Raw genomic sequence first — 19,429 nt, 5'->3', positions numbered from 1 at the left:
CGTGATTCGCGAGCTGCTCGCCGAAACCAGATTCGTCGACCAACGGCGGTGACGTGCCACCCACACACCCACACCATCATTCAAGTATCAAAAAGCGCCCAGACTCGCCATCCTCTGACGAATGTCACCGGGTGGTCGAGGCGGGTGTGCGGTTCGCCTCCGGTGTAACGACGACGAACCGCCTGTTCGCCAGTATCCTGAGCCCAGCCAGCAACCTGACTGTTCGCCAGTATCCTGAGCCCAGCCAGCAACCTGACTGTTCGCCAGGTCAGGATTCCCAGTCTTCGAGACACGAATCGTCACAGAAGTGGTGATGCTCGACCACGCCGTCGTCGACCCGTGTTCGAACCCGATGTTCCTCGCCCGTCACGGGTTCACCACATTCGTCGCAGCTGGGCGCGTCGTCGGGGTCGACCTCGCCCACGTCGGAGGTGGGGTCTACCATGTTGAAGATTCACACTCGAATGGACTTCAAGCCAGCAGACGCTGGCAAGATTTCCAGCCGTCCCGGCGCGTCACTCCACGGCCTCGGCGGGCCCGTCGCGAACCGAGATGCCCTTCGAGGCGAGATGTCGTAGCTGGCGCTGGGCGAAATCCTCCTCGTTCGTCCCGCGCGTCGCCAGCACGTACATCATCGCGGTTCCCTCGGGGCGCATCGTCCTGCCGGCTCGCTGTGCGCCCTGCCGTCGGGAGCCGCCGAGTCCCGACGCCGCGATTGCCAGCTCCGCGTCCGGCAGGTCGATGCCCTCGTCGCCGACCCGGGAGACGACCAGCACGCGGCGCTCGCCGCGGCGGAACTCGTCCAGCAGCGCGCGCCGTTCGGAGTGGCGCATCTCGCCGGAGATGAAGGGCGCGTCGAGCGCCGCGGCCAGCTGCTCGCCGTGGTCGATGTACTCGACGAAGACGAGCGCCTTCTTCTCGGGGTGCTTCGCCAGCAGGTGGCGCGCCTCGCGGATCTTCGCCGGGTTCATCGCGGCGAGCTGGCGGCGCTCGTGGCCAGCCTCGGCACTGGCGTGTTCGTTCTGTGCGTCGTCGTCGGCCCACGGGACGTAGTGGATGTAGACCTCCGGCTCCTGCACGTAGCCCGCCTCGAACAGGGCGTCCCAGTCGGTCCCGATGGGCGTCCCGATGAGCGTGAAGATGTCCTCCTCTTTGTCGTCCTCGCGGACCGGCGTCGCCGTCAGGCCCAGCCGGTGCTTCGACTGCAGGTCGGCGGAGCGCCTGAACACCCGACTCGGCACGTGGTGGACCTCGTCGTAGACGATGAGGCCCCAGCGCCGCGAGTCGAACAGCTGCCGGTGTCGGTCCATCCCGGCGGTCTGGTACGTCGCGATGGTCACCGGGCGGACCTCCTTCTCGCCACCGTGGTACTCGCCGATCTGGTCCGCTGTGAGGCTCGTGTGCGTCAGTAGCTCCTCGCGCCACTGGCTGGCGAGTTCGCGCGAGGGAACCAGAATCAGGGTCTCGCCTTGCACAGCCGCCATCGCACCCATCGCGGCGACGGTCTTCCCGCTGCCAGGCGGGCCGACCATGATGCCGGATTTCTGCTCGACGAACCGGTCGACCCAGGTCTGCTGGTAGTCGCGCAGGTTGAGGTGGAGTTCGATGGGGAGCTCGTCGCCGGTATCGAGGTCGCGCTCGTCGCGGACGGGGTAGCCCGCCTCGTAGAGGATTCGCTTTATCTCGGCGATCTTCTCGTCGGCGACCCACGACGTCAGGTCGTCGATGGGAGCCCGGAGGTGCGTCTCGTCGAGCTTCTGTCGGGCGACGTTGCCCATCAGGTTCTCCGTCGTGGCCGACAGCACCGTGTACCCCTCCTCGTGCGTCGAGAGCACGAACTGGTTCGCGCGCTTCCACTGGTCCTCCAGCCACTCCTCGAAGGCGGGCGAGCGTTCGGGGATGACCTGCCTAACGGTTCTAAGAAGCTTCTCGTACTCGTCGTAGGGCGCCTGCCAGATGTCCTCGCGCCGGATCTCGTACAGGTAGCCGCCCTTCCGCGTCGTGTCGACGAGGTGCGCGAACTGCGAGCACTGCGCCCGCGTGAACTGCGTCGGCTGGTCGACGACCAGCTGGCGCCGCTTCGGGAAGAAGACGACGCGTTCGCGGTCGACCACCTCCGCCCAGTCCGCGGCGTACCAGACCGTCGGGTCGTTCTCGACGCTGGCGTGTTCGACGTCACCGCGCTTCTCGAGCCGTTCGAGTGCCTGCAGGGCGCGCTCTTGCGTCGTGTCGAGCTTGCGCGCCAGCTGGCTGGCCGTGATGACGGGCCGGCCGTGGGCTTCGAGCGCGTCGTAGAACCGGTTGACCGGGAGGTCGTCGCCGTCCGTCTCTGTGGAGGAATCGGCGTTCGCCGTCGAATCGTCGGCCGCATCGGGGGCCGGTGTGTCGGGCTCGTCGTCGGTCACTGGGGGTGGCTTGGCGTGGGAGATGCATACTGGTTTCGTCGTCGATCGGTCTCGGTGCCTGCCGCGACCACGGCCTCTTTCCTTCCGCCACTCCTATGGGGCGGTATGACCAGCAACCCGCCCGAACAGGAGAAGACGGTCCCGACGAGCGACGCGGAGTGGCGCGAGAAGCTCGACGACGAGTCCTACCACGTCCTGCGCGAACAGGGCACCGAGGCTCGATTCTCGGGCGAGTACGTCGACCACTTCGAGGACGGGAAGTACCGCTGCAAGGGCTGTGGTGAGGTGCTATTCGATTCGGAGACGAAATTCGACCACGGCTGTGGCTGGCCCTCCTTCTACGCCGCGGACGAAGGGAAGATTGAGAAACGCGAGGACCACAGCCACGGGATGCACCGCATCGAGGTCGTCTGTGCGAGCTGCGAGAGCCATCTCGGGCACGTCTTCGACGACGGGCCGGCGCCGACGGGAAAGCGGTTCTGTATCAACTCGGTGGCGCTTGAGTTCGAGGAGGGGTCGTAGGGCGTTCTGTGTAGAGTCTCAATCTGGGGGACGTCTTCGACGACGTTCGAGCGAGCGAAGCGAGGTCGAGCCAGTCGGACCGTAGGTCCGACGCGGGGCCGGCGCCGACGGGAAAGCGGTTCTGTATCAACTCGGTGGCGCTTGAGTTCGAGGAGGAGTCGTAGGGCGTTCTGTGTAGAGTCTCAATCTGGGGGACGTCTTCGACGACGTTCGAGCGAGCGAAGCGAGGTCGGGCCAGTCGAATCGTAGGTCCGACGCGGGGCGAGACAGGCGTCGACGTGGAAGTACTCTGCGAAGGGTAAGGGGTGATTTCCCGGGTTGAAGCTCCACTTAAACACTCTCTCCGCTTCCGCCATCCCCTCCCGACGGGTCGTTGCTGCTCGGTATGAACGGGCTACCTGGTAATCTCAGATGGAAATGTTTTTCAGGATAGATTTATCGTCACAGCCGACCAACGAGTGCTTAGTCCTGGGGAGGACTATGGGGATGAGATACACAATCAACCGTAGAGAGTGCGAAGCATCGGCCACTGAGCGGTTCGAGTCGGCAAACGATTCGTTCGTCTCGGTCACTGTACCCGTTCGTGACGAGCGTGCGCTCTCACCGGTCATCGCGGTCTCGATGCTCATGCTGGTGGTTGCGACTGGTGCTGTTGCGATCCTTGTCGGCGGACAGTTCGTCCTCGCCGATATGCAGACGACCGTCGACGTCGACCGTGCCGAGTCCTCGCTCACCCAGCTCGACGCAGAGCTCGAGGCTGTCGGTGCCGGCGACCGCGACTCGTCGACGGTCCAGCTCGGCCAGGTCGCCGGCGAGTACTACGCCGTATCCGACGCCGGACGTCTCACCATCACGCACTACAACTACACCGGTGTCGGACACGACCACGTCCTCTACGACGCGACCCTCGGCGAGGTCGGGTACCGTAACGGTGACACGACCATCGCGCTCCAGGGTGGCGGCATCTGGCGGTCGGACGGCGGGAGCGTCGTCATGCTCGAAGCGCCGGACGTGCGCATCCGGAACGGTTCGCTCGACGTCCACGTCACTCGCATCCAGTCGGCAGACAGTGCGACCGGCTCGCCCACCGCCACGGTCTCCGAGGGGACTCGTTCCCGGGTGGTCCCCGGGCCGATTCCCTATCCGTCGGGCCTGGTGAGTGCGAATCCCGTCGCGAACGGGACCATCGTTCTCGACGTCCAGAGCGACTACTACCTCGCGTGGGGCCGCTACTTCGAGCGGACGACCGCCCGCCCGGTTACCTACGACCACGCGACCAAGACCGTCTCGGTCGACTTCACCACGTACGCCCGGTCCGTGACGAAGCAGGTCGTGACCGTCGTCCCGCCGGACCCGGTTCCCGGCAAGCCGGTCGTACTCGACGCCATCGTCTCGCCGGCGGCTGCTGGAAACAAGGAGTTGTCGATGAGTTCGGGCTCGACCATCGATAGCTTCGACTCGTCAATCGGACCGTACCGCTGGAGTTCCTCCTCGCACGCGACGGTCAACTACAACGGTGACGTGGTCCTCAGCGGCGACGCCATCGTCTACGGGAACGTCAACAGCAGTGGACACGTCACCGTCGGGCGCTGGAACGAGGTGCATGGTGACGTGAAGTACGGCTCCGGCCACAGTGTTCGTGGGAACGTCACCGGAACCATGACCGCTGACGGGACTGCCCCCAGCGTCGCACCCGTCGACGCCCTCGTCACCACCGAGGTAGCACGGATCCAGACCGACAACGACAACGGTCTGTCCGCGGCCATCGTGGCGGATCGGCTCACCTGTCTCGTCGTCTGCTCGCTCGGCTCCGGTGAGTACTATCTCTCGGAGCTGACCGTCGGCTCGAACGAGAAACTGGTCGTCGACGCGACGCGCGGGAACGTCACCATCGCGGTCGACGGCGACGCGTTCCTGGCGTCGAACGCCCACGTCGCCGTCGTGGGCTCGCATCAGGTGACTATCTACACGACCGGAGATAGCATCGCCATGGCCTCGGGCGCCCGGGTGACCACTCCCGGCAACCGTGGGACCCAGGTTTGGTTCATGGGGATGCCGGGGACCACCGTCGCCCTCAACGGGGCGGCGACGGTGGCGGGTGTCATCTACGTCCCCGGAACCGACGCGAACCCGTCGACCATCACGGTCAGCAACTCGGGGGCCATCTACGGCGCACTCGTCGGCCGCGTCACGGAGTTCAACTCCGACTCACATCTACACTACGACCTCGCGCTCCGTGGCGGAATCGACGGTCCGTCGAGACCGTTCGACGTCACTCGGGACCTCGTGAACTACAGTCTGGGGGCCCCGGCCGACGCGCTCAAACTCGTCGAGTTCATCCAGTGTACCGACCGGACCGTCGTCGTCTCGCTCGACTGAACGCCGTCTCGCCCTGCGATTCTGGTTGCGCTCGTTATCTGGCTTCGGCGAGCCTGGCAGGTCGAACAGGTTCGCTATGCTCTCGATTTCGTCATCAGACACGGCTTGAACAAGTCAAAAATAATATTCTCTGAGGCAAGTTTATCTCCGCTGCCGACCTATAGCTGTCAGGCCACCGGGGGAGGCCTTTCAGGAACGTTCTACGTGGACTGCCGGGGGGCGGTCCGAACGCGGCAAACCGGAAGGATGGCGATTGCCGCCGTCGTGTGGTTGTTTTTCCGACTGTACCGTTTCGCTCTATAGTAGCCAGTGGTCTCGTCCGGGAGTCGTGGGCCGCACTGGGGAGTCGGCTCTCGACGTCGAACGCTTACGAAGTGTGGGCGTCTTCTCCATCTGTCGTCCTGGTCGTGTCCGTGACCAGGATGCACACGTGTAGCACTATCGGGAAACCGGTGCACAAAATGAGGCTGGTCAGCGCTTTGGGGTATCAGGCTAACGGCTCTAGTCGGCGCCGTGAGCGGGGACGTGGCCACAGGCGTGGCACTGGTCCAGGTACAGTCGACTGTCGGTTCCATCGCATCGAGGACACGAGTTTAGAGTCATGATACTCTAGCGGTGAGGAACCAGCATAAATCTTGTCCTTATTATGATATGTTCTGCCAGTCGACGTGCTGGCCGGGTACGCGCCAGCCGGTCACACCCAGCTGGCGGTGTCCAGTCCGACCGGGCGTGAACGGTCTGCCCGTTCTATCCAGATGCGTGCGCGCATCAGGGGGACGTTCGCGGCGGTGGCAACCGCCTCGGGGTCGGCGGCGGAGAGCTGTTCGAGCGTGTTGATACCAGCGGCGTGCAGGCGAGAAGCGTAGGTGGGACCGAGTCCGTGGATGACGGTCAACTCCGAGTCCTCCGCCTGCTCCTCGGTGGCTTCCGCCGAGGCGGTCTCGTCTGGTTCGACCCATACCGCCTCTTCGTCGGGTCGTTCCAGGGTTGTTTCGTGCGAGGGTCGGTTCGTGTCGAGCTCGGCCGCGACCTCGTCGGGGAGGACGAACTGGAGGTCTTCGTACGGGATGAACCCGACGACGTGCTTTCGTTTCTCGTCTTCGGTCAGGACCACTCCGGTGTCGATGGCTTTGAAGTTGCCACAGGACACGGAGAGGCCGCTCTTCGTGATTGCTTTCATGAGATCTGTCCGTGTCGCCGGTCGGGGACCTGAGGCACGAACGTGCCGTACTAGAGGCGTCGACGTCGCATGAGTTCACCGTGTGACACGCTCGGTTCTCTCGAGACCGTATCTCAGGGCTGGGACATGTGGAGCTGACAGCCCACCGAATCGGCTATCAATTCGACGACCGGTCCGAGCCCGTCGATGTGAGCCACGGTGTCCTCTGCCCCCTCGAAACAGACGAGGCCCCAGAACTCGTCGGCGAGGAAGACCGGTGCGGCCGCGAAGACCGCTGTTTCCGTCTTGGTGACGGCTCCTGTCTGGTCCGTTCCGTCGCCAACGCGTTCGACGTGGTCGATGGTGATGCCCGGTTCGGTCAGCGCCTTCCGAGTGGGGAGGTCCCTCATCGGGACCACGCGGCCGACCGGCCAGTCTGCGGTCTTCCCGACCGATGTGATTACCTCGTACGTACCGGAAGCTTCGTCTACACGGCCCAGATGTGCCGTATCGGCGTCGATGCGTATGCGGGCGGCCTCGACTAGCTGCTCGATGCGTCGGTCCGGATGCATGTCCGCGTCTGTGACGGTCGCGTGGAGCATCTCGAGCAGTTCACGGACGGCGGTCTCTTCGGTCACGTCGCGGCTGATACCCATCACGCCCACGATCTCGCCGCCGGCGTCGTGATACGGGTACTTCTCGCTGTGGAACACGTGTTCCTTCCCATCGACCATCACACACTCGTCCTCTACGACCGGTTCACCGGTTTCGAGGACCTTCCGGTCGGTCCAGAGGTGTGTCTCACCGGGTGGGAGATCGAACAGTTCGCGGTCGGTTCGACCGACGACCGCCTCCGGTGGCCGGCCGAGGAAGGCTGCACCGGCCTCGTTGATGAACTCGTACCGGCCGTCCAGATTTTTGATGAAGATGGCCTCGGTGGTCCGCTCCGCGATGGCCTGCAGGTGCCTGGTATGTTGACGCTGTTCGGTCAGGTCCTGCACCATCGAGAGTACCGCGATGGTGCGACCGTCGTCGTCGGTGATTGCCCGGTTGTGCCACTCGCAGTCTATCTGTGTGCCGTCGGCCGTGATGTTCGTGTTCATCGAGTGCGTCGTCGGCTGGCTCGCCGAGATGAGCGGAGTCCACACCTTCTCGACCTCCCCTCGTTGATCCAACGGGATGATGAAGTCGGCGTGCTTTCCGAGCGCCTCTGCGGCGGTGTAGCCGAACATCTTCGCCGCCGTCTCGTTCCAGCGAGTCACGCGGAAGTCGAGGTCCCATTCGATGACTGCCAGCGGCGACTGCTCTATGAGGTGGCCGAGCCGCTGGGACTTCGAGGCGAGCTGCTGTTGACGTTCGTGGGCTTCGGTTATGTCGTGCAGGACGACGACGGTCCCGACGACGGCTCCCTCCGCATCTCGCCGTGGACTCCTTCGGAGAGTGACGATCCGTTCTGTGCCATCGATGTGGCGAACGACGCGGTCGGAACCGGTTTCAGCGGTGAGGTCGGCCGGTTCGTCGGTATCCAGGTCGTACGCGGAGACGACCGTCCCGATCGGTTCACCGACGGCATCTTCGTTCGGCCAGCCGGTGAGGTCCTCCGCGGCCCGGTTCAGGCGTGTCACCCGACCATTCGCATCGGTCGCGACGACGGCGTCCATGATGGATTCGAGGATGGTCCGGAACTCCCGCTCGTGTTTCTCCACGAGGTGTTGGGTTCGAGCGTGAGTCACCTCCTGCTCTATCGCCTGTGCGAGGACCTCGTACTGTGCGGTTGGGTCACCGCCTTTCTGGAGGTAGCGATTCGCCCCGAGGTTCAGTGCGTCGATGGCGACCTCCTCGCGCCCGCGACCGGTGAAGATGATGAACGGAAGCGTGTCGCCGTGCTCTTTGCGGACCGCTTCCAGAAACTCGAGTCCGTTGATCTCTGGCATCTGGTAATCGGAGACGACGACGTCGAACGGTTCCTCTCTCCCATTCTCGCCGGTCGAACCGAGCAACTCCAGTCCTTGCCGGGCGGACGGAGCCGTCTCAACGCTGATGTTCTCGAACGTTCGCTCGAGGTAGGCTTCGGTCACATCGAGGAGCCCACGATCGTCGTCGACGTAGAGGACGTGGATACTGGACTCTGGGTCGTCTGCCCCCGACATACTCGAGTATGGTATGCGACGTGTACGTATAGCGAGTGCGGGAGGGGAGGGATAAATCCCGCCAGCGACCGTTCCTGATTCCTCTCGCCACAATTATCTTTTGTTTGTCACTATTTCGGGCGACCTTCCAATGAGTTATCCGTCTGCGTCCCTATACGTGAATCGTGAGTGAAGAAACCGGGCGTCGGAATCTCCGAATGCCCAACAAGGACGAAGTGTTCGCGGTCGTCACCGAACATCTCGGTGGCAACCACGTTCGCCTCCAGTGTGCGGACGGCAAGACACGACTGGGACGGATTCCCGGGCGTATGAAGTACCGGGTGTGGATCGAGGAGAACGACGTCGTCGTCGCAGAGCCGTGGGACTGGCAGGACGAGAAAGCGACCGTCGAGTGGCGCTACACCAGCGAGGACGCAGACCAGCTGCGTCGCGAAGGCCACATCGACTGACGATACCGTTTCGAGTGGGCTATACGGCGTTCGCCTGACGTAGCGCACCGACGATTCTTCCGACGACCGAGTGTCCGCCGAGCGACTGCTACGCTCGTTTCGACGCTCGTTACCGCCCGATATTGTGCGTCGAGGCATTCGGTTCGGTTCTATCAGGGACTCTCACCCGGTATACGCAAGCCGTAGCCACACCCGTGGTGCGAGTCAACGATTGGACACGGGCGACGAACGCCCGGCCATCATGAAAATTGGACTCGAAATGGAGCTGTGGGTCGTCGACGAACAGGGACGGCTGTGCGACGGGCACGGCCTGACTGAACAACACGACCGGTTCGAGCCCGAGTTCGTCGGCCCGCTCGTGGAGGTACGGACGGAACCACACACCACGACGGCCAGCCTTCGTGAGGACTTCCAGCGGACCCTCCAGCTGGCCATCGACATAGCCGACGAGGCCGGAAAGCACCTAGTGCCACTCGGGACTCCACTCTCGGCGGCCGAAGCGCCGGCGAAGGGCACCCGCGGCGAACTGTTCGAGACCATCTACGGCGATGGTGTGCGAAGTGCGAAGAACTGTGCCGGCACACACTTTCACTTCGAGAAGGACGAGGTCTGTCGGCAGCTCAACGTGCTCACCGCCCTCGACCCCGCGCTCGCGTTACTCAGCTCGTCACCGTACTACTGCGGTGACCTCGACTGTCGGTCGTCGCGCGCACGAGCCTACCGACGGAAGTGCGGACCCGAGTTCGAACGGTTCTGCGATCTCTGGCCGTACGTCGACACGGTCGACGAGTGGACGGAGCGGGTACACGACGCCTACGTGGCGTTCGAGGAACTCGCCTCCCAACGTGACGTATCGCCAGAACGACTCGGTGAACACTTCAGTCCCAACGACACGGTATTGAACCCGGTTCGACTGCGCCACGAGCAGCCGACCGTCGAGTGGCGTGCTCCCGACTCGGCGCTCCCGAGCGAGGTGCTTGCGCTGGCGCGGGATACACGTCGGCTCGTCGAACAGACCTCGTGGAAGTCGGTCGAGCGTGGAGAGACCGGTGTCACGGCCGACCGGATCGGCATCCCCGAGTTCGAGAACCTCGCGAGCTTGAGCGACGAGGCCATCGTCCGCGGGCTCGACTCGGACCGCGTCAGGTCCTACCTCGAGGGACTCGGTTTCGACCCCGACGAGTACGATCCCGTCGCTGAGAGCATGCGGACTCCGGAGCCGCTGACGGAAGCGGACGCGCGCGACATCCGGCTGACGCAGGCGGAACGGTTGCGGAAGGACGTGGCGACGCTCACGAACGGTCCCGACGTCGACTCCGCAGCGGCTCTGTCTGAGGTCAGCCGGTGAACTGACCACCGTCGGACCGGAACCGTGACGACCGAGAAGGGTCGGACGGGACGGTCGTCATCCCGCCAGTTATCAGAACGGATATTCTGCCCACATATACTTATACTACCTCCGATAGGTTGGTCCATGGGTTTGTTCGACCTGCTGGCGGGGCTGTTCGACGGTGGGCGCGACGGCGGTTCCGGCGGGGCAGGACGTGACGGCGGCCGAGCCGACGCGGCTGCGACCACGGGCGCGTCCCAGCTCGATTCCGACGATTTCCGCGACGAGGCGGCGGCGTTCGTCGCCGACAATGCGGAGTACGAGTTCGATTTCTCCATCGAGTCGCTCTCTCGGCTGGACGAGTACGCAACGACGCAGGTGGCGACTTCCGACCACCCGCGGGAGAAGTTCGCTGCCGTCGTCGAGAACCGGCAGACCGACTACACGCTGCCGTTCGGGAGCTACCTCGGCGAGGTGCTCGTCCGGCAGCTCGACGCCAACTGGAAACACCACGACGACGGCGTCCACGTGACGGTTCCCGCCGGGCCGACGTCTACGGACGTTCCGGTCTTCGACGTTGCGCTCGCCGGAGTCGTCGACGAGCCGCAGTTCGCAGAGACCGTGGCGGACCTGCAAGAGTCGGTCGACGCGGTCGAACGCGACGGCGCGGACCCTGCGGCCCACGACAGCCTCCGCGGAGTTCTACTGGAGGAAGCGACCGAGCTGTCCGCGTTCTGGGCCGAGTACGACCTCGACTTCTCGGTCGAATCGCTCTCGCGGCTGGACGACCTCGTCGACGAGAACTGGGAGGAAGCGCGCTTTCGCGAAGCCGAGTACGGCGGCGAGACGATGGACGACCGCGTCATGACCGGGCTGGTCCGCCAGCTCGGGAGCTACTTCGGTGAGGTTCTCGTCAGGGGCCACGACGGACGGTGGGTCCAGAACGACGGAACCGCTATCCAGGTCCGCGGAGACGAGGACACCGCGACGGTGGACGTGTTCCAGATCGCCGAAGAGTGCCTGATGGAGCCGTCGAAGTTCGCGTTCGTCGAGGAATCACTGGTCCGTGCGGTGGGAGACGGGGACTCGCGGGCGACCGTCGGCGGTGAGTGACTCGCTCGTTGGAACGAGGTCCATCAGCTTCGAGAATCGTACGGCTGGTAGATAACGTGGCCGCACGCCTTGCAGTGCGAGGCGTCTGGGTCGTGATACTCGAGACCACACGTTCGACAGGTGACGTTGACCTTCTCCCTGTACGTCCAGACCTTGATGATGCGGCCCGCTTGCCAGGGGATGAGGATGATACCTGCGAGGATGCTCCCGATGGTCACCCACCTGCCGGTGTCCGTCGTCGGAACGATATCGCCGAATCCGACCGTCGTCAACGTGACGACGGTGTAGTAGAACGCGTCGCCGAACGTCGAGACGTCCGGGTTTACGCGCGTCTCAGCCGTGTAGAACAGTCCTGCAGAGACGAAGAAGATGCTGATGACGGTCAACAGGAGCTTCATCGCCCGGAGCGTCTCAAGCTCGACGGTTCCGAAGAAGAACCGCTGGTCCTTCGTGAACCGATAGAACCGCAACACTCTGATGACCCGGAGCACACGGAGAAAGCCGATGTTGACGGCCGCGACGGCACCGACCGGTGCCAGGACGACGACCAGCGTCGGGAGGATGGTGAGGAGGTCGACGATGGTGTAGCCGTCGAGGAACTCGTCGACGCGGTCAGGTGCGCCGTAGAGTCGCAGAACGTACTCGACGAGGAATACCGTCGCGATGCCGACCTCGAGCACCCAGAGCAGGCTCTGCATCGACGAAGAGACCGGGTACGTCTCAACGACGAAGACACCGATGAAGACGAGGTTCAGCCCGAACAGTGTGATGTCGATGGTCTTCCCCAGCGGAGTTCGGTGATCGAGGAGGTAGAACTCGACCAACTCTCGTGTCGTGGCGTCGGATGAGAGTGACGCCTCCGTTCCCATACTGCATCTGTAGTCCCCCCTGTATTTATCAGTGTGTGGGAGGGATCACTCGCAGCACGGCTGTCGCTTCTCACCGTTCTCCGAGCGCCCGCTCGAACACTCGCTCTGCACGCTCGTACGCCTCGTCCCGGTCGACGATCGGGTGACAGTAGCCGGGGGCGAGTGCATCCCGTTCTCCGGGCGAGAGCGTGGGCCAGGCGGCGACCTTCTCGGCAGGGACGCCCCGAAGCTCGGGAACGTACTCGGTGACGAACTCGGCGGCGGGGTCGTACCGCTCCAGCTGGCTCACGGGGTCGAAGATGCGGACGTCCACGGTGTCTGTTCCGGTAGAGGCGACCCACTGCCAGTTCCCGGCGTCGTTCGCCGCGTCGTAATCGACGAGCCGGTCGGCGAAGTGGCGTTCTCCGCGCCGCCAGTCGATGAGCAGATGCTTGGTGAGGAAGCTGGCGACGACCTGTCGGGGTCGGTTGTGGACGTAGCCCTCGCGTTCGAGCTGGCGCATCCCGGCGTCGACCAGGGGATAGCCGGTCCGCCCCGCTTTCCACGCCTCGAAGGCCTCGTCGTCGTCCCGCCACGCGATGGGGTTCGGGAACGTCCGGTAGTTCGTCGAGAGCAGGTCCGGGTTATAGAACAGCAGGTGGTAGTAGCCTTCGCGCCAGCTGAGTTCGTCCCGGTACTTCTCGAGGTTCGGCCGGGCGTCGTCGTCCGCCTCGTCGAGTGCGGCAGTCGTCTCGGCCCACACCTCCCGGATGCCGATGGCACCCGCCGCGAGGTACGGTGATAGCCTGGAAACGGCGTTCGCAGTCGGGTCGACCGCGAGCGAGAGGTCGTCCCGCGTCTCTCGGTAGGTGTCGATGCCGTCGGCGAGGAACTCGTCGAGTCGCTCTCTTGCGGCCTCGTAGCCCGCGGCAGGGAGGGGGATATCGGTCTCGACCACAGGGACCGGAGTCTCGTCGAACACGTCGGCCAGTGACTTCGAACCGGGCGCAGGGTACGGCTCGCGTTTTGGAACTGCCTGCCAGTCGTCCCGGAACGCCCCGTGGTTCGAGTAGGATTCGTCGAGGGCGGCCGGGTCGACGAGGACGGAATCGGTCCACGACCGTGTCTCGATGCCGCCTTGCGCGCAGGCGGACTGGACTCGGTCCTGCCGGTGCAGCCGGGCCGGGTCGTAGTACTCGTTCCAGTCGACACCGGTTACGTCGAACGTTTCGGCGAGGCCGGGAAGCACCTCGGCGGCAGGTCCCTCGCGAACGACCAGGTCGCTCCCCAGGCGGCGGTATTCCCGCCGCAGTTCACGGACGGTCGCGGTCAGGAACGCTCGCTTTCGGGAGCCGACGGTCGAGAGGACGTCGTCGTCCACGACGTAGACTGGAACGACGGTGTCGGCCCGGGCGGCCGCGGAGAGACCACGGTTGTCCCGAACACGGAGGTCCTGCTGGTGCCAGAACAATCGCATACGTCACAGAGGACCGCAGGACGGTAATCGGTTGTCCCGAACGAGAAGAGCCGTCGTTCACCGGATTGGACGACAGCTCGAGAACTGTGAAAACCACAGAACCAGCCCGGCTTTCCGTCGAGTCTAGCGGTCTGAAGCGAGTTTCTCGACTCTGCAGTCATATATCCACGACATTCTGGAGAATGGAAAAAGAATGTCCAAATATCGCCCCTACTGATGAAACAAATTGCGAACTCTTATGGGGTTGGATCCGTTTTGTACAAAAGCAATGGCGAAAGGAAACGTTGATTTCTTCAACGACACAGGCGGCTACGGTTTCATCTCGACGGACGACTCGGACGACGACGTTTTCTTCCACATGGAAGACGTGGGCGGCCCGGACCTCGAAGAGGGAGAGGAAGTTGAGTTCAGCATCGAATCGTCCCCCAAGGGACCGCGCGCAGCGAACCTGACGCGACTTTAAACAGTTCAGTACACCGCTAACGCGGCGAACGACACTCGAATTTTCTGACGACCCAACTCGCACCGGAGAGCGGCGGGCGTGGTCACATAGAGGCAGTCGTGGCCAAGAGGCAGACGTGGCTATCTATCGGAGGGACCCCAGAGTGGATTCACCCGGCTGGCCGGCGACCAGCGACTTGGTCCGTTCGATTTACGTGGTGAGGGCGTACCCCGAGTATGCGAATACTGGTAACAGGCTCGACAGGTTTCATCGGAAGTCACCTCGTCCCTACCCTCGAGCGACGAGGACACGAGGTCGTCGCCCTGACGCGGGACGCGGACGACTACAGTGGACCCGCCGGAACCGTCTATGAAGGCGACGTCCTGGAGGAGGGAAGTTTCGAGCACGCGCTCAGTGACGTCGATGCAGCCTACTATCTCATCCACTCGATGGGGGCGGGTGATGACTTCGCCGAGAAGGACCGCCAAGGAGCACGTAACTTCCGAGCGGCCGCCGATGCGGCCGACGTCCCCAGGGTCGTCTATCTCAGCGGACTGGGAGACGACGACGAGGACCTCTCCGAACACCTCCAGTCGCGGCGGACCGTCGAACGCATCCTGGCGGGCGGGTCGTTCGAACTCACGGTGATACGTGCAGCGGTCATCATCGGTGAAGATAACGACAGTTTCCGGATCGTGAGACAGCTCGCGAAGCGACTGCCGTTGATGATAACGCCGAAATGGATCCAGGAGGATTGTCAGCCTATCGCCATCGACGACGTCGTCGCGTACCTCGTCGGAGTCGTCGAGACGCCTGACGCCGCGGGACGAACCTTCGACGTCGGTGGGCCGTCCGTGTTCACCTACGAAGAGTTCGTACAACAGACTGCACACGTCACCGGGCGTCCCGCCATCATCATCCCCGTTCCGGTGCTCACGCCCCGTCTCTCGGCGTACTGGATCGAACTCGTGACCGACGTGCCTCGCCGCCTCGTTCGCCCCCTCGTCGCCGGACTTCAGAACGAGGTCACCGCAGACGACGACGCGATCAGAGAACTCGTTCCGATATCGTTGACCTCGTACGAAACCGCCATCGAGCGAGCGACCGGGGACGACTCGGTCGAGGCGACGGCATCGCGCGCGTCGTCGAAACTGGACGTTGCAGGCGCCCGTGCCGAGTGACCATCCGAGAGTAATCTCGGTGCCGGGTAGGAGAATCGAACCTGGACGTTCTCCGCCCGACGCTCTCCGCCCGGATTCGTCCGCGGGAACGAGCGTGCCAATCGACTCGGTCAACCGGTGGTTGCACGTGAAAGCCTCCCGAGTATCCCGGTTCGGACCTTCGTACCGACACGTCGTCGCGGTGGCGACCGACTCATCATGACAGACCTCACCGGAGACCAACGACTTGAACGTATCGAGCAGGGCCTCGACGCGCTGTTCGCAACCGAGGTCGCGAAAGAGATACTCGCTGCCGTCGACTTCGAAGCGATACTGGCCGACGAACCGGCGACGGAGCCGGTCGACGTCGACCGGCTCGCCAACGCCATCGGGCGGCCCGTCGGTCGCCTGCTCGCGCACTACGTGGTCAGCGGAAGCGGCGCAGGTGCCCTGGCGAAACGGGCCATCGGCAGCGAGGTCGGTGGTCGCGTCGCCACGGAGACGTTCCGTTTCGCGGTTCGGACCGTCGACTTCCGCTCCGTCGCCGAGACGCTCGTCGAACTGGACGAGGAGACGATTCCCGGGCCGGCGCTGCGAGAGCTCGTCGAGCCCCACATCGACGACGGGGACGTGATGGCCTACGACATGGAGTCAGACGCCACAACCGGTGGGGACGCCTCGGACGAGGTCGACATCAGCATCGACGTGGTGGACGCCGACACCGGACCCGACGAGTCCGCGGACGACTGAGCGAGCCGGAACGTCCACAAGCGCGAGCCGGAGCATTCCCGAGTTCGTGCCTGGAACTGTGGGTATCGTCCGTCTCCGCCGCCTCGAGAAAGCGACTCCCTCTCCTCCAGCAGCTCTCGCCCGTAGCGCCCGGTCTGAACGGTCTCCGAAGAAGTAGGTGTGCCGGCAGTGACGCCAGCCGAGACGATTTCGGTACCGGTTCAGTGCGATCGCAGGTGGATGCGCTCTTCGTCGGACCGGTCGACGTGATCGTGGCGAATCTCGTCGTCGTCGTCGCCCCAGCCGAGGAAGTCCTTCACCTTGTCCGTGAGACTCTCGTCGTCACGGTCGACGGTCGCTCTGTCCTCTTCGACCGTTCTGACGGTACCGATGCGCTTCCCGTCCGCGGTTACGACGTCCTTGTTCCTGTCGTCGTCTGTGAACCTGTATGCCATTGCGTCTCGAGAGAGGGTGGATAACGGGGAGTGATTGCTGCCTGCACTCGCAATGTACCTACCCGCCGTTCTCTATGGTTCACGTGCGAATAAACCAGTCAGGGTAGCGCCGTTGGAACGTATGGTCAATGAATCGATAGAGACGCAGAGGACGGGAGACTTACAGATGGTGTCGTGACCTCGAGAAAATAGGGTGACTGCCCGGCGGCGCTCGAAAAGTGTGATGCTCAACTCTCGACGATGTGACATTCTTACTATCGTAGGAGATACCGACTTCGGAGCCTTCGTCGAGTGCATCCGTTTCATTTAGAAGCGTCTTTTGCTGGTAGTACCAGTGGGTTACTGCCAGTAGAGGAATGATACCGTTTCTCGCCGACGACAAATGAAGGGTACAAACAAGCTGGGTACCTCATTGTCCGCTCCAGTGGGATGAAAACGCCCGGTCTCTACGGGTAGTCGGCGTGATACGAACAAATATAGTGGATCAGGGACGGCATCGGTTGGGCAGGTAGGGCGTGTGAACCCCGTAGGAGTGACATAACGAAGGCAGTCCCCCCAGTCTGTCCACACATGACCAAGCGGAACTCTTCAGATTCGAATAGTGCCGAGACATCCGTTCTGAAGAGCATTCACAAGTTTAACGAGAACCAGTGGAATAACCTCGTGACACACACCGAACGAGGGACACTCTTCCATCGGCACGAGTGGCTCGCTGCAGTCGAGGACGGTTACGACTACGAACCGAACCACATCGTCGTGAGCGAAAACTCAAATCCGGTCGCAATCCTTCCAAACTTCGTTTCGACGGTTTCAGCCCCGAGCCACCTTGCCAAGCAGGCGGTCTCGGCTACTAGCCTTTCGATGATGAAATCGGGAGGACCGGGATATGGAGGGCCGGTCATCGCCAATGATGAACGCGAGAACATGGACCGATTGTTCGACGCTCTTGACGCCACGGACGATTACCGGATTCTCTATCACCTTATCTCCACAGCTGACCTTGAGCAGGTCCGGTACGGCCAATACCTCCGGTCTCGCGGCTACGAACCGAAATCGAGTGTCGCGACGTTTCTCCTTGATCTTACGGATGGCTGGGACACCATTCTCTCCGATATGGAGAAGTCCCGTCGGAAGGCGATTCGCCGAGCGCACGAGCAAGATTACAATGTTGAGATGACGACTCTCGGTGACAACCTACATCAGACGTACAGGATGTACGAGAAGAACATCGACCGAGTAAACGGGAACCTGATTCCCTTCTCATTCTTCGAGGCCCTTAGAGAGCACGTCGGCTCCCGAGTTCGCGTATGCAGGGCGGAGGTCGAGGGCGAACTGGTCGGAAAGTACGTCTACTTCCTCGATACCGAGGGCTCGTGTCTCCATCATTGGGTGTCGGCGATTCCGAACCGTGAGTGTTATGACTCATATCCCTCCGAACTGATGCACGCTCACGCGATTAAATGGGGCATCGAGCAGGAGTTTGACCGGTACAGTTTCGGCCCGTCCGGGTCCCACTTTAACAACTCGGTGTTCAAGTTCAAAAATCGATACGGGCCGAAAGTGGTCCCGATGCTTCGATGGGAGAAGGGAGAAAACCCACTCCTGTGGCCGCTATTCAAGTACGCACGGCAGCAGTTCGCCGAGCAAGGTCTATAGCGGTATTCGATTAGCTAGCTTCGTTTCGGTTCGCTACCCTACTCTCGTACCTCTTCAACTGGCTGAAGCGCACAAAAGGGAAAGTGCTATAAACTCTACACGACAGAACATAATAAATAACAAAAAAGTGTCTTTTATTGCGTGACGATGATTTCGCTAGTGGGACATCGGACCTAGTACACTGTACACTGAGTGAGAACGCGCACGTCTCGCAAAGTTTCTGGGTTATAAAAGGGCCTCGGCACCCGAGCCAGAAGTTATCATCGACTCACAAAACCATTTATGTGAAAATCCCGGTTCCCACGAAAACCGGCAGACAGCGAAGGGGTACACATCGGGATTCGCCTTATGTTGTGGAATGCTCTCCGGCTGCTCACAACTGAACTGGCTACAGACTTGACAGAGATTCCAGGACGAGATAGTCCAGTTTCACTTCCACTCTGGTTGGCGGATACTTATTGTCTGACGCTCGTATGACAACACATCAGCGATGAAGGAAATTCACTTGTCACTATCAAGGTAAACAAGAAGCCCATCAAAGACCTCGACAGCGAGGTTTTGACAGTTCGGGAAATCATTAGTGCCTCCGGCCGAGACCCCGACGAGGTTGACATCTTCCAACCCGAAAATCAGGGAGACGAAGACGGCGACAAAGTCACACTATCCACGGAGTTCGGCCGAACCGAGAAGCCCACTAAAACGCTCTTCTTCCGAGCGGTTCCTCAGCGAAATGTCGGGTGCTGAATTCCCCCCGAAGCTCCAACAAGACGCCGAGTATCTTCGGGAGGAAGGACACGACGTGGAGCTAAAGAGAGAGGGAAACAATGCCTATGCGCTGTTCTACGAGTTCCAACTACCAGAAGGGAGATACAACAAGGAGACGGTAACCATCTTGTAGCCCGTCCCAATCCCATGTCCCGAGGGAGATGTTCTGGACCGACGTAGACATCCGAACCGCAAGCGGACAGGTTCCTGAGAAAGCAACTGTCACCAATACCTATCTTGGTGAAGAATGACGGCGATTCTCGTGGCACAGACAAAAGGAATGGGACCCTGCTACGGACGACCTGATAGACCAAGCCTCGTTCATTGAACACGACTAGTCCCATCTTACGATGAACAAACTAGCCATCCTATCAGAGCTATGGTCGTACA

Annotated in this window: 17 protein-coding genes; 10 read left to right on the top strand and 7 right to left on the bottom strand. The window is 62.3% G+C overall.

Features of this window, described 5'->3' with window-relative positions; translation table 11 throughout:
- Positions 1-268: 268 nt before the first annotated feature.
- Both ACSC1Y_RS06310 and ACSC1Y_RS06305 read right to left on the bottom strand, forming a co-directional pair.
- On the bottom strand, positions 269-445 hold the full coding sequence (locus ACSC1Y_RS06310) for a DUF7576 family protein (protein WP_435333845.1): 177 nt from the start codon (positions 443-445) through the stop codon (positions 269-271).
- Positions 446-515: 70 nt separating this feature from the next.
- Positions 516-2,405: a DEAD/DEAH box helicase family protein gene (locus ACSC1Y_RS06305; protein ID WP_435333844.1), complete on the bottom strand. Its 1,890-nt coding sequence runs from the start codon at positions 2,403-2,405 to the stop codon at positions 516-518.
- A 105-nt stretch (positions 2,406-2,510) separates the two neighbouring features.
- On the opposite strand from ACSC1Y_RS06305, the gene msrB reads away from it, so the two are divergent.
- Together msrB and ACSC1Y_RS06295 are read left to right on the top strand one after the other, a co-directional pair.
- Positions 2,511-2,927 carry a peptide-methionine (R)-S-oxide reductase MsrB gene (gene msrB / locus ACSC1Y_RS06300; protein ID WP_435333843.1) on the top strand — a complete coding sequence of 139 codons (417 nt, stop codon included), beginning with the start codon at positions 2,511-2,513 and terminating at the stop codon, positions 2,925-2,927.
- A 486-nt stretch (positions 2,928-3,413) separates the two neighbouring features.
- Entirely contained in the window at positions 3,414-5,306 is a 1,893-nt protein-coding gene (locus tag ACSC1Y_RS06295; RefSeq protein WP_435333842.1) for a polymer-forming cytoskeletal protein, read from the top strand.
- Between the two features lie 694 nt (positions 5,307-6,000).
- Here the strand turns inward: ACSC1Y_RS06295 and ACSC1Y_RS06290 are convergent.
- Together ACSC1Y_RS06290 and ACSC1Y_RS06285 are read right to left on the bottom strand one after the other, a co-directional pair.
- Positions 6,001-6,486, bottom strand: a complete 486-nt coding sequence (locus ACSC1Y_RS06290; RefSeq protein ID WP_435333841.1) for a helix-hairpin-helix domain-containing protein — start codon at positions 6,484-6,486, stop codon at positions 6,001-6,003.
- A gap of 113 nt (positions 6,487-6,599) precedes the next feature.
- Positions 6,600-8,615, bottom strand: coding sequence for a PAS domain S-box protein (locus ACSC1Y_RS06285; protein ID WP_435333840.1), 2,016 nt, complete (start codon positions 8,613-8,615; stop codon positions 6,600-6,602).
- A 164-nt stretch (positions 8,616-8,779) separates the two neighbouring features.
- On the opposite strand from ACSC1Y_RS06285, the gene ACSC1Y_RS06280 reads away from it, so the two are divergent.
- From ACSC1Y_RS06280 to ACSC1Y_RS06270, 3 genes are all read left to right on the top strand, one after another.
- Entirely contained in the window at positions 8,780-9,064 is a 285-nt protein-coding gene (locus tag ACSC1Y_RS06280) for a translation initiation factor eIF-1A (RefSeq protein ID WP_435333839.1), read from the top strand.
- A gap of 241 nt (positions 9,065-9,305) precedes the next feature.
- The gene (locus ACSC1Y_RS06275; RefSeq protein ID WP_435333838.1) at positions 9,306-10,412 is read left to right on the top strand and encodes a glutamate-cysteine ligase family protein; all 1,107 of its coding nucleotides are present in this window, start codon (positions 9,306-9,308) and stop codon (positions 10,410-10,412) included.
- Between the two features lie 126 nt (positions 10,413-10,538).
- Positions 10,539-11,507, top strand: a complete 969-nt coding sequence (locus tag ACSC1Y_RS06270; protein ID WP_435333837.1) for a hypothetical protein — start codon at positions 10,539-10,541, stop codon at positions 11,505-11,507.
- 23 nt (positions 11,508-11,530) lie between these two features.
- Here ACSC1Y_RS06270 and ACSC1Y_RS06265 read toward each other — a convergent pair whose 3' ends face one another.
- Together ACSC1Y_RS06265 and ACSC1Y_RS06260 are read right to left on the bottom strand one after the other, a co-directional pair.
- A complete protein-coding gene (locus tag ACSC1Y_RS06265) occupies positions 11,531-12,376 on the bottom strand; it encodes an ion transporter (RefSeq protein WP_435333836.1) in 846 nt (281 codons plus the stop codon).
- Between the two features lie 70 nt (positions 12,377-12,446).
- Positions 12,447-13,832 carry a cryptochrome/photolyase family protein gene (locus ACSC1Y_RS06260; RefSeq protein WP_435333835.1) on the bottom strand — a complete coding sequence of 462 codons (1,386 nt, stop codon included), beginning with the start codon at positions 13,830-13,832 and terminating at the stop codon, positions 12,447-12,449.
- A 268-nt stretch (positions 13,833-14,100) separates the two neighbouring features.
- Between ACSC1Y_RS06260 and ACSC1Y_RS06255 the strand changes: the two genes are divergently transcribed.
- From ACSC1Y_RS06255 to ACSC1Y_RS06245, 3 genes are all read left to right on the top strand, one after another.
- Positions 14,101-14,295, top strand: a complete 195-nt coding sequence (locus ACSC1Y_RS06255) for a cold-shock protein (RefSeq protein ID WP_435333834.1) — start codon at positions 14,101-14,103, stop codon at positions 14,293-14,295.
- A 215-nt stretch (positions 14,296-14,510) separates the two neighbouring features.
- Positions 14,511-15,455, top strand: coding sequence for an NAD(P)H-binding protein (locus ACSC1Y_RS06250; RefSeq protein WP_435333833.1), 945 nt, complete (start codon positions 14,511-14,513; stop codon positions 15,453-15,455).
- A 198-nt stretch (positions 15,456-15,653) separates the two neighbouring features.
- Entirely contained in the window at positions 15,654-16,184 is a 531-nt protein-coding gene (locus tag ACSC1Y_RS06245) for a hypothetical protein (protein ID WP_435333832.1), read from the top strand.
- Between the two features lie 200 nt (positions 16,185-16,384).
- Here the strand turns inward: ACSC1Y_RS06245 and ACSC1Y_RS06240 are convergent, their stop codons facing one another.
- Entirely contained in the window at positions 16,385-16,618 is a 234-nt protein-coding gene (locus ACSC1Y_RS06240; RefSeq protein WP_435333831.1) for a DUF8593 domain-containing protein, read from the bottom strand.
- A gap of 570 nt (positions 16,619-17,188) precedes the next feature.
- Between ACSC1Y_RS06240 and ACSC1Y_RS06235 the strand changes: the two genes are divergently transcribed.
- A complete protein-coding gene (locus tag ACSC1Y_RS06235; protein ID WP_435333830.1) occupies positions 17,189-18,274 on the top strand; it encodes a GNAT family N-acetyltransferase in 1,086 nt (361 codons plus the stop codon).
- Positions 18,275-19,004: 730 nt separating this feature from the next.
- Positions 19,005-19,172, top strand: coding sequence for an E2/UBC family protein (locus tag ACSC1Y_RS06230; RefSeq protein WP_435333829.1), 168 nt, complete (start codon positions 19,005-19,007; stop codon positions 19,170-19,172).
- Positions 19,173-19,429: the final 257 nt, after the last annotated feature.

The sequence above is a fragment of the Haloarchaeobius lipolyticus genome (genome assembly GCF_051208015.1).
Taxonomy (GTDB): Archaea; Halobacteriota; Halobacteria; order Halobacteriales; family Natrialbaceae; genus Haloarchaeobius.
The sequence above is the reverse complement of the archived record's forward strand: the minus strand, read 5'-3'. Positions and strand labels throughout refer to the sequence as shown.

Coding starts and splice junctions, on each gene's coding strand:
- ACSC1Y_RS06310 (WP_435333845.1), bottom strand. CDS start 445: ATGGTAGACCCCACCTCCGACGTGGGCGAGGTCGACCCCGACGACGCG.
- msrB (WP_435333843.1), top strand. CDS start 2,511: ATGACCAGCAACCCGCCCGAACAGGAGAAGACGGTCCCGACGAGCGAC.
- ACSC1Y_RS06295 (WP_435333842.1), top strand. CDS start 3,414: ATGAGATACACAATCAACCGTAGAGAGTGCGAAGCATCGGCCACTGAG.
- ACSC1Y_RS06290 (WP_435333841.1), bottom strand. CDS start 6,486: ATGAAAGCAATCACGAAGAGCGGCCTCTCCGTGTCCTGTGGCAACTTC.
- ACSC1Y_RS06285 (WP_435333840.1), bottom strand. CDS start 8,615: ATGTCGGGGGCAGACGACCCAGAGTCCAGTATCCACGTCCTCTACGTC.
- ACSC1Y_RS06275 (WP_435333838.1), top strand. CDS start 9,306: ATGAAAATTGGACTCGAAATGGAGCTGTGGGTCGTCGACGAACAGGGA.
- ACSC1Y_RS06270 (WP_435333837.1), top strand. CDS start 10,539: ATGGGTTTGTTCGACCTGCTGGCGGGGCTGTTCGACGGTGGGCGCGAC.
- ACSC1Y_RS06265 (WP_435333836.1), bottom strand. CDS start 12,376: ATGGGAACGGAGGCGTCACTCTCATCCGACGCCACGACACGAGAGTTG.
- ACSC1Y_RS06260 (WP_435333835.1), bottom strand. CDS start 13,832: ATGCGATTGTTCTGGCACCAGCAGGACCTCCGTGTTCGGGACAACCGT.
- ACSC1Y_RS06255 (WP_435333834.1), top strand. CDS start 14,101: ATGGCGAAAGGAAACGTTGATTTCTTCAACGACACAGGCGGCTACGGT.
- ACSC1Y_RS06250 (WP_435333833.1), top strand. CDS start 14,511: ATGCGAATACTGGTAACAGGCTCGACAGGTTTCATCGGAAGTCACCTC.
- ACSC1Y_RS06245 (WP_435333832.1), top strand. CDS start 15,654: ATGACAGACCTCACCGGAGACCAACGACTTGAACGTATCGAGCAGGGC.
- ACSC1Y_RS06240 (WP_435333831.1), bottom strand. CDS start 16,618: ATGGCATACAGGTTCACAGACGACGACAGGAACAAGGACGTCGTAACC.
- ACSC1Y_RS06235 (WP_435333830.1), top strand. CDS start 17,189: ATGACCAAGCGGAACTCTTCAGATTCGAATAGTGCCGAGACATCCGTT.
- ACSC1Y_RS06230 (WP_435333829.1), top strand. CDS start 19,005: ATGTCGGGTGCTGAATTCCCCCCGAAGCTCCAACAAGACGCCGAGTAT.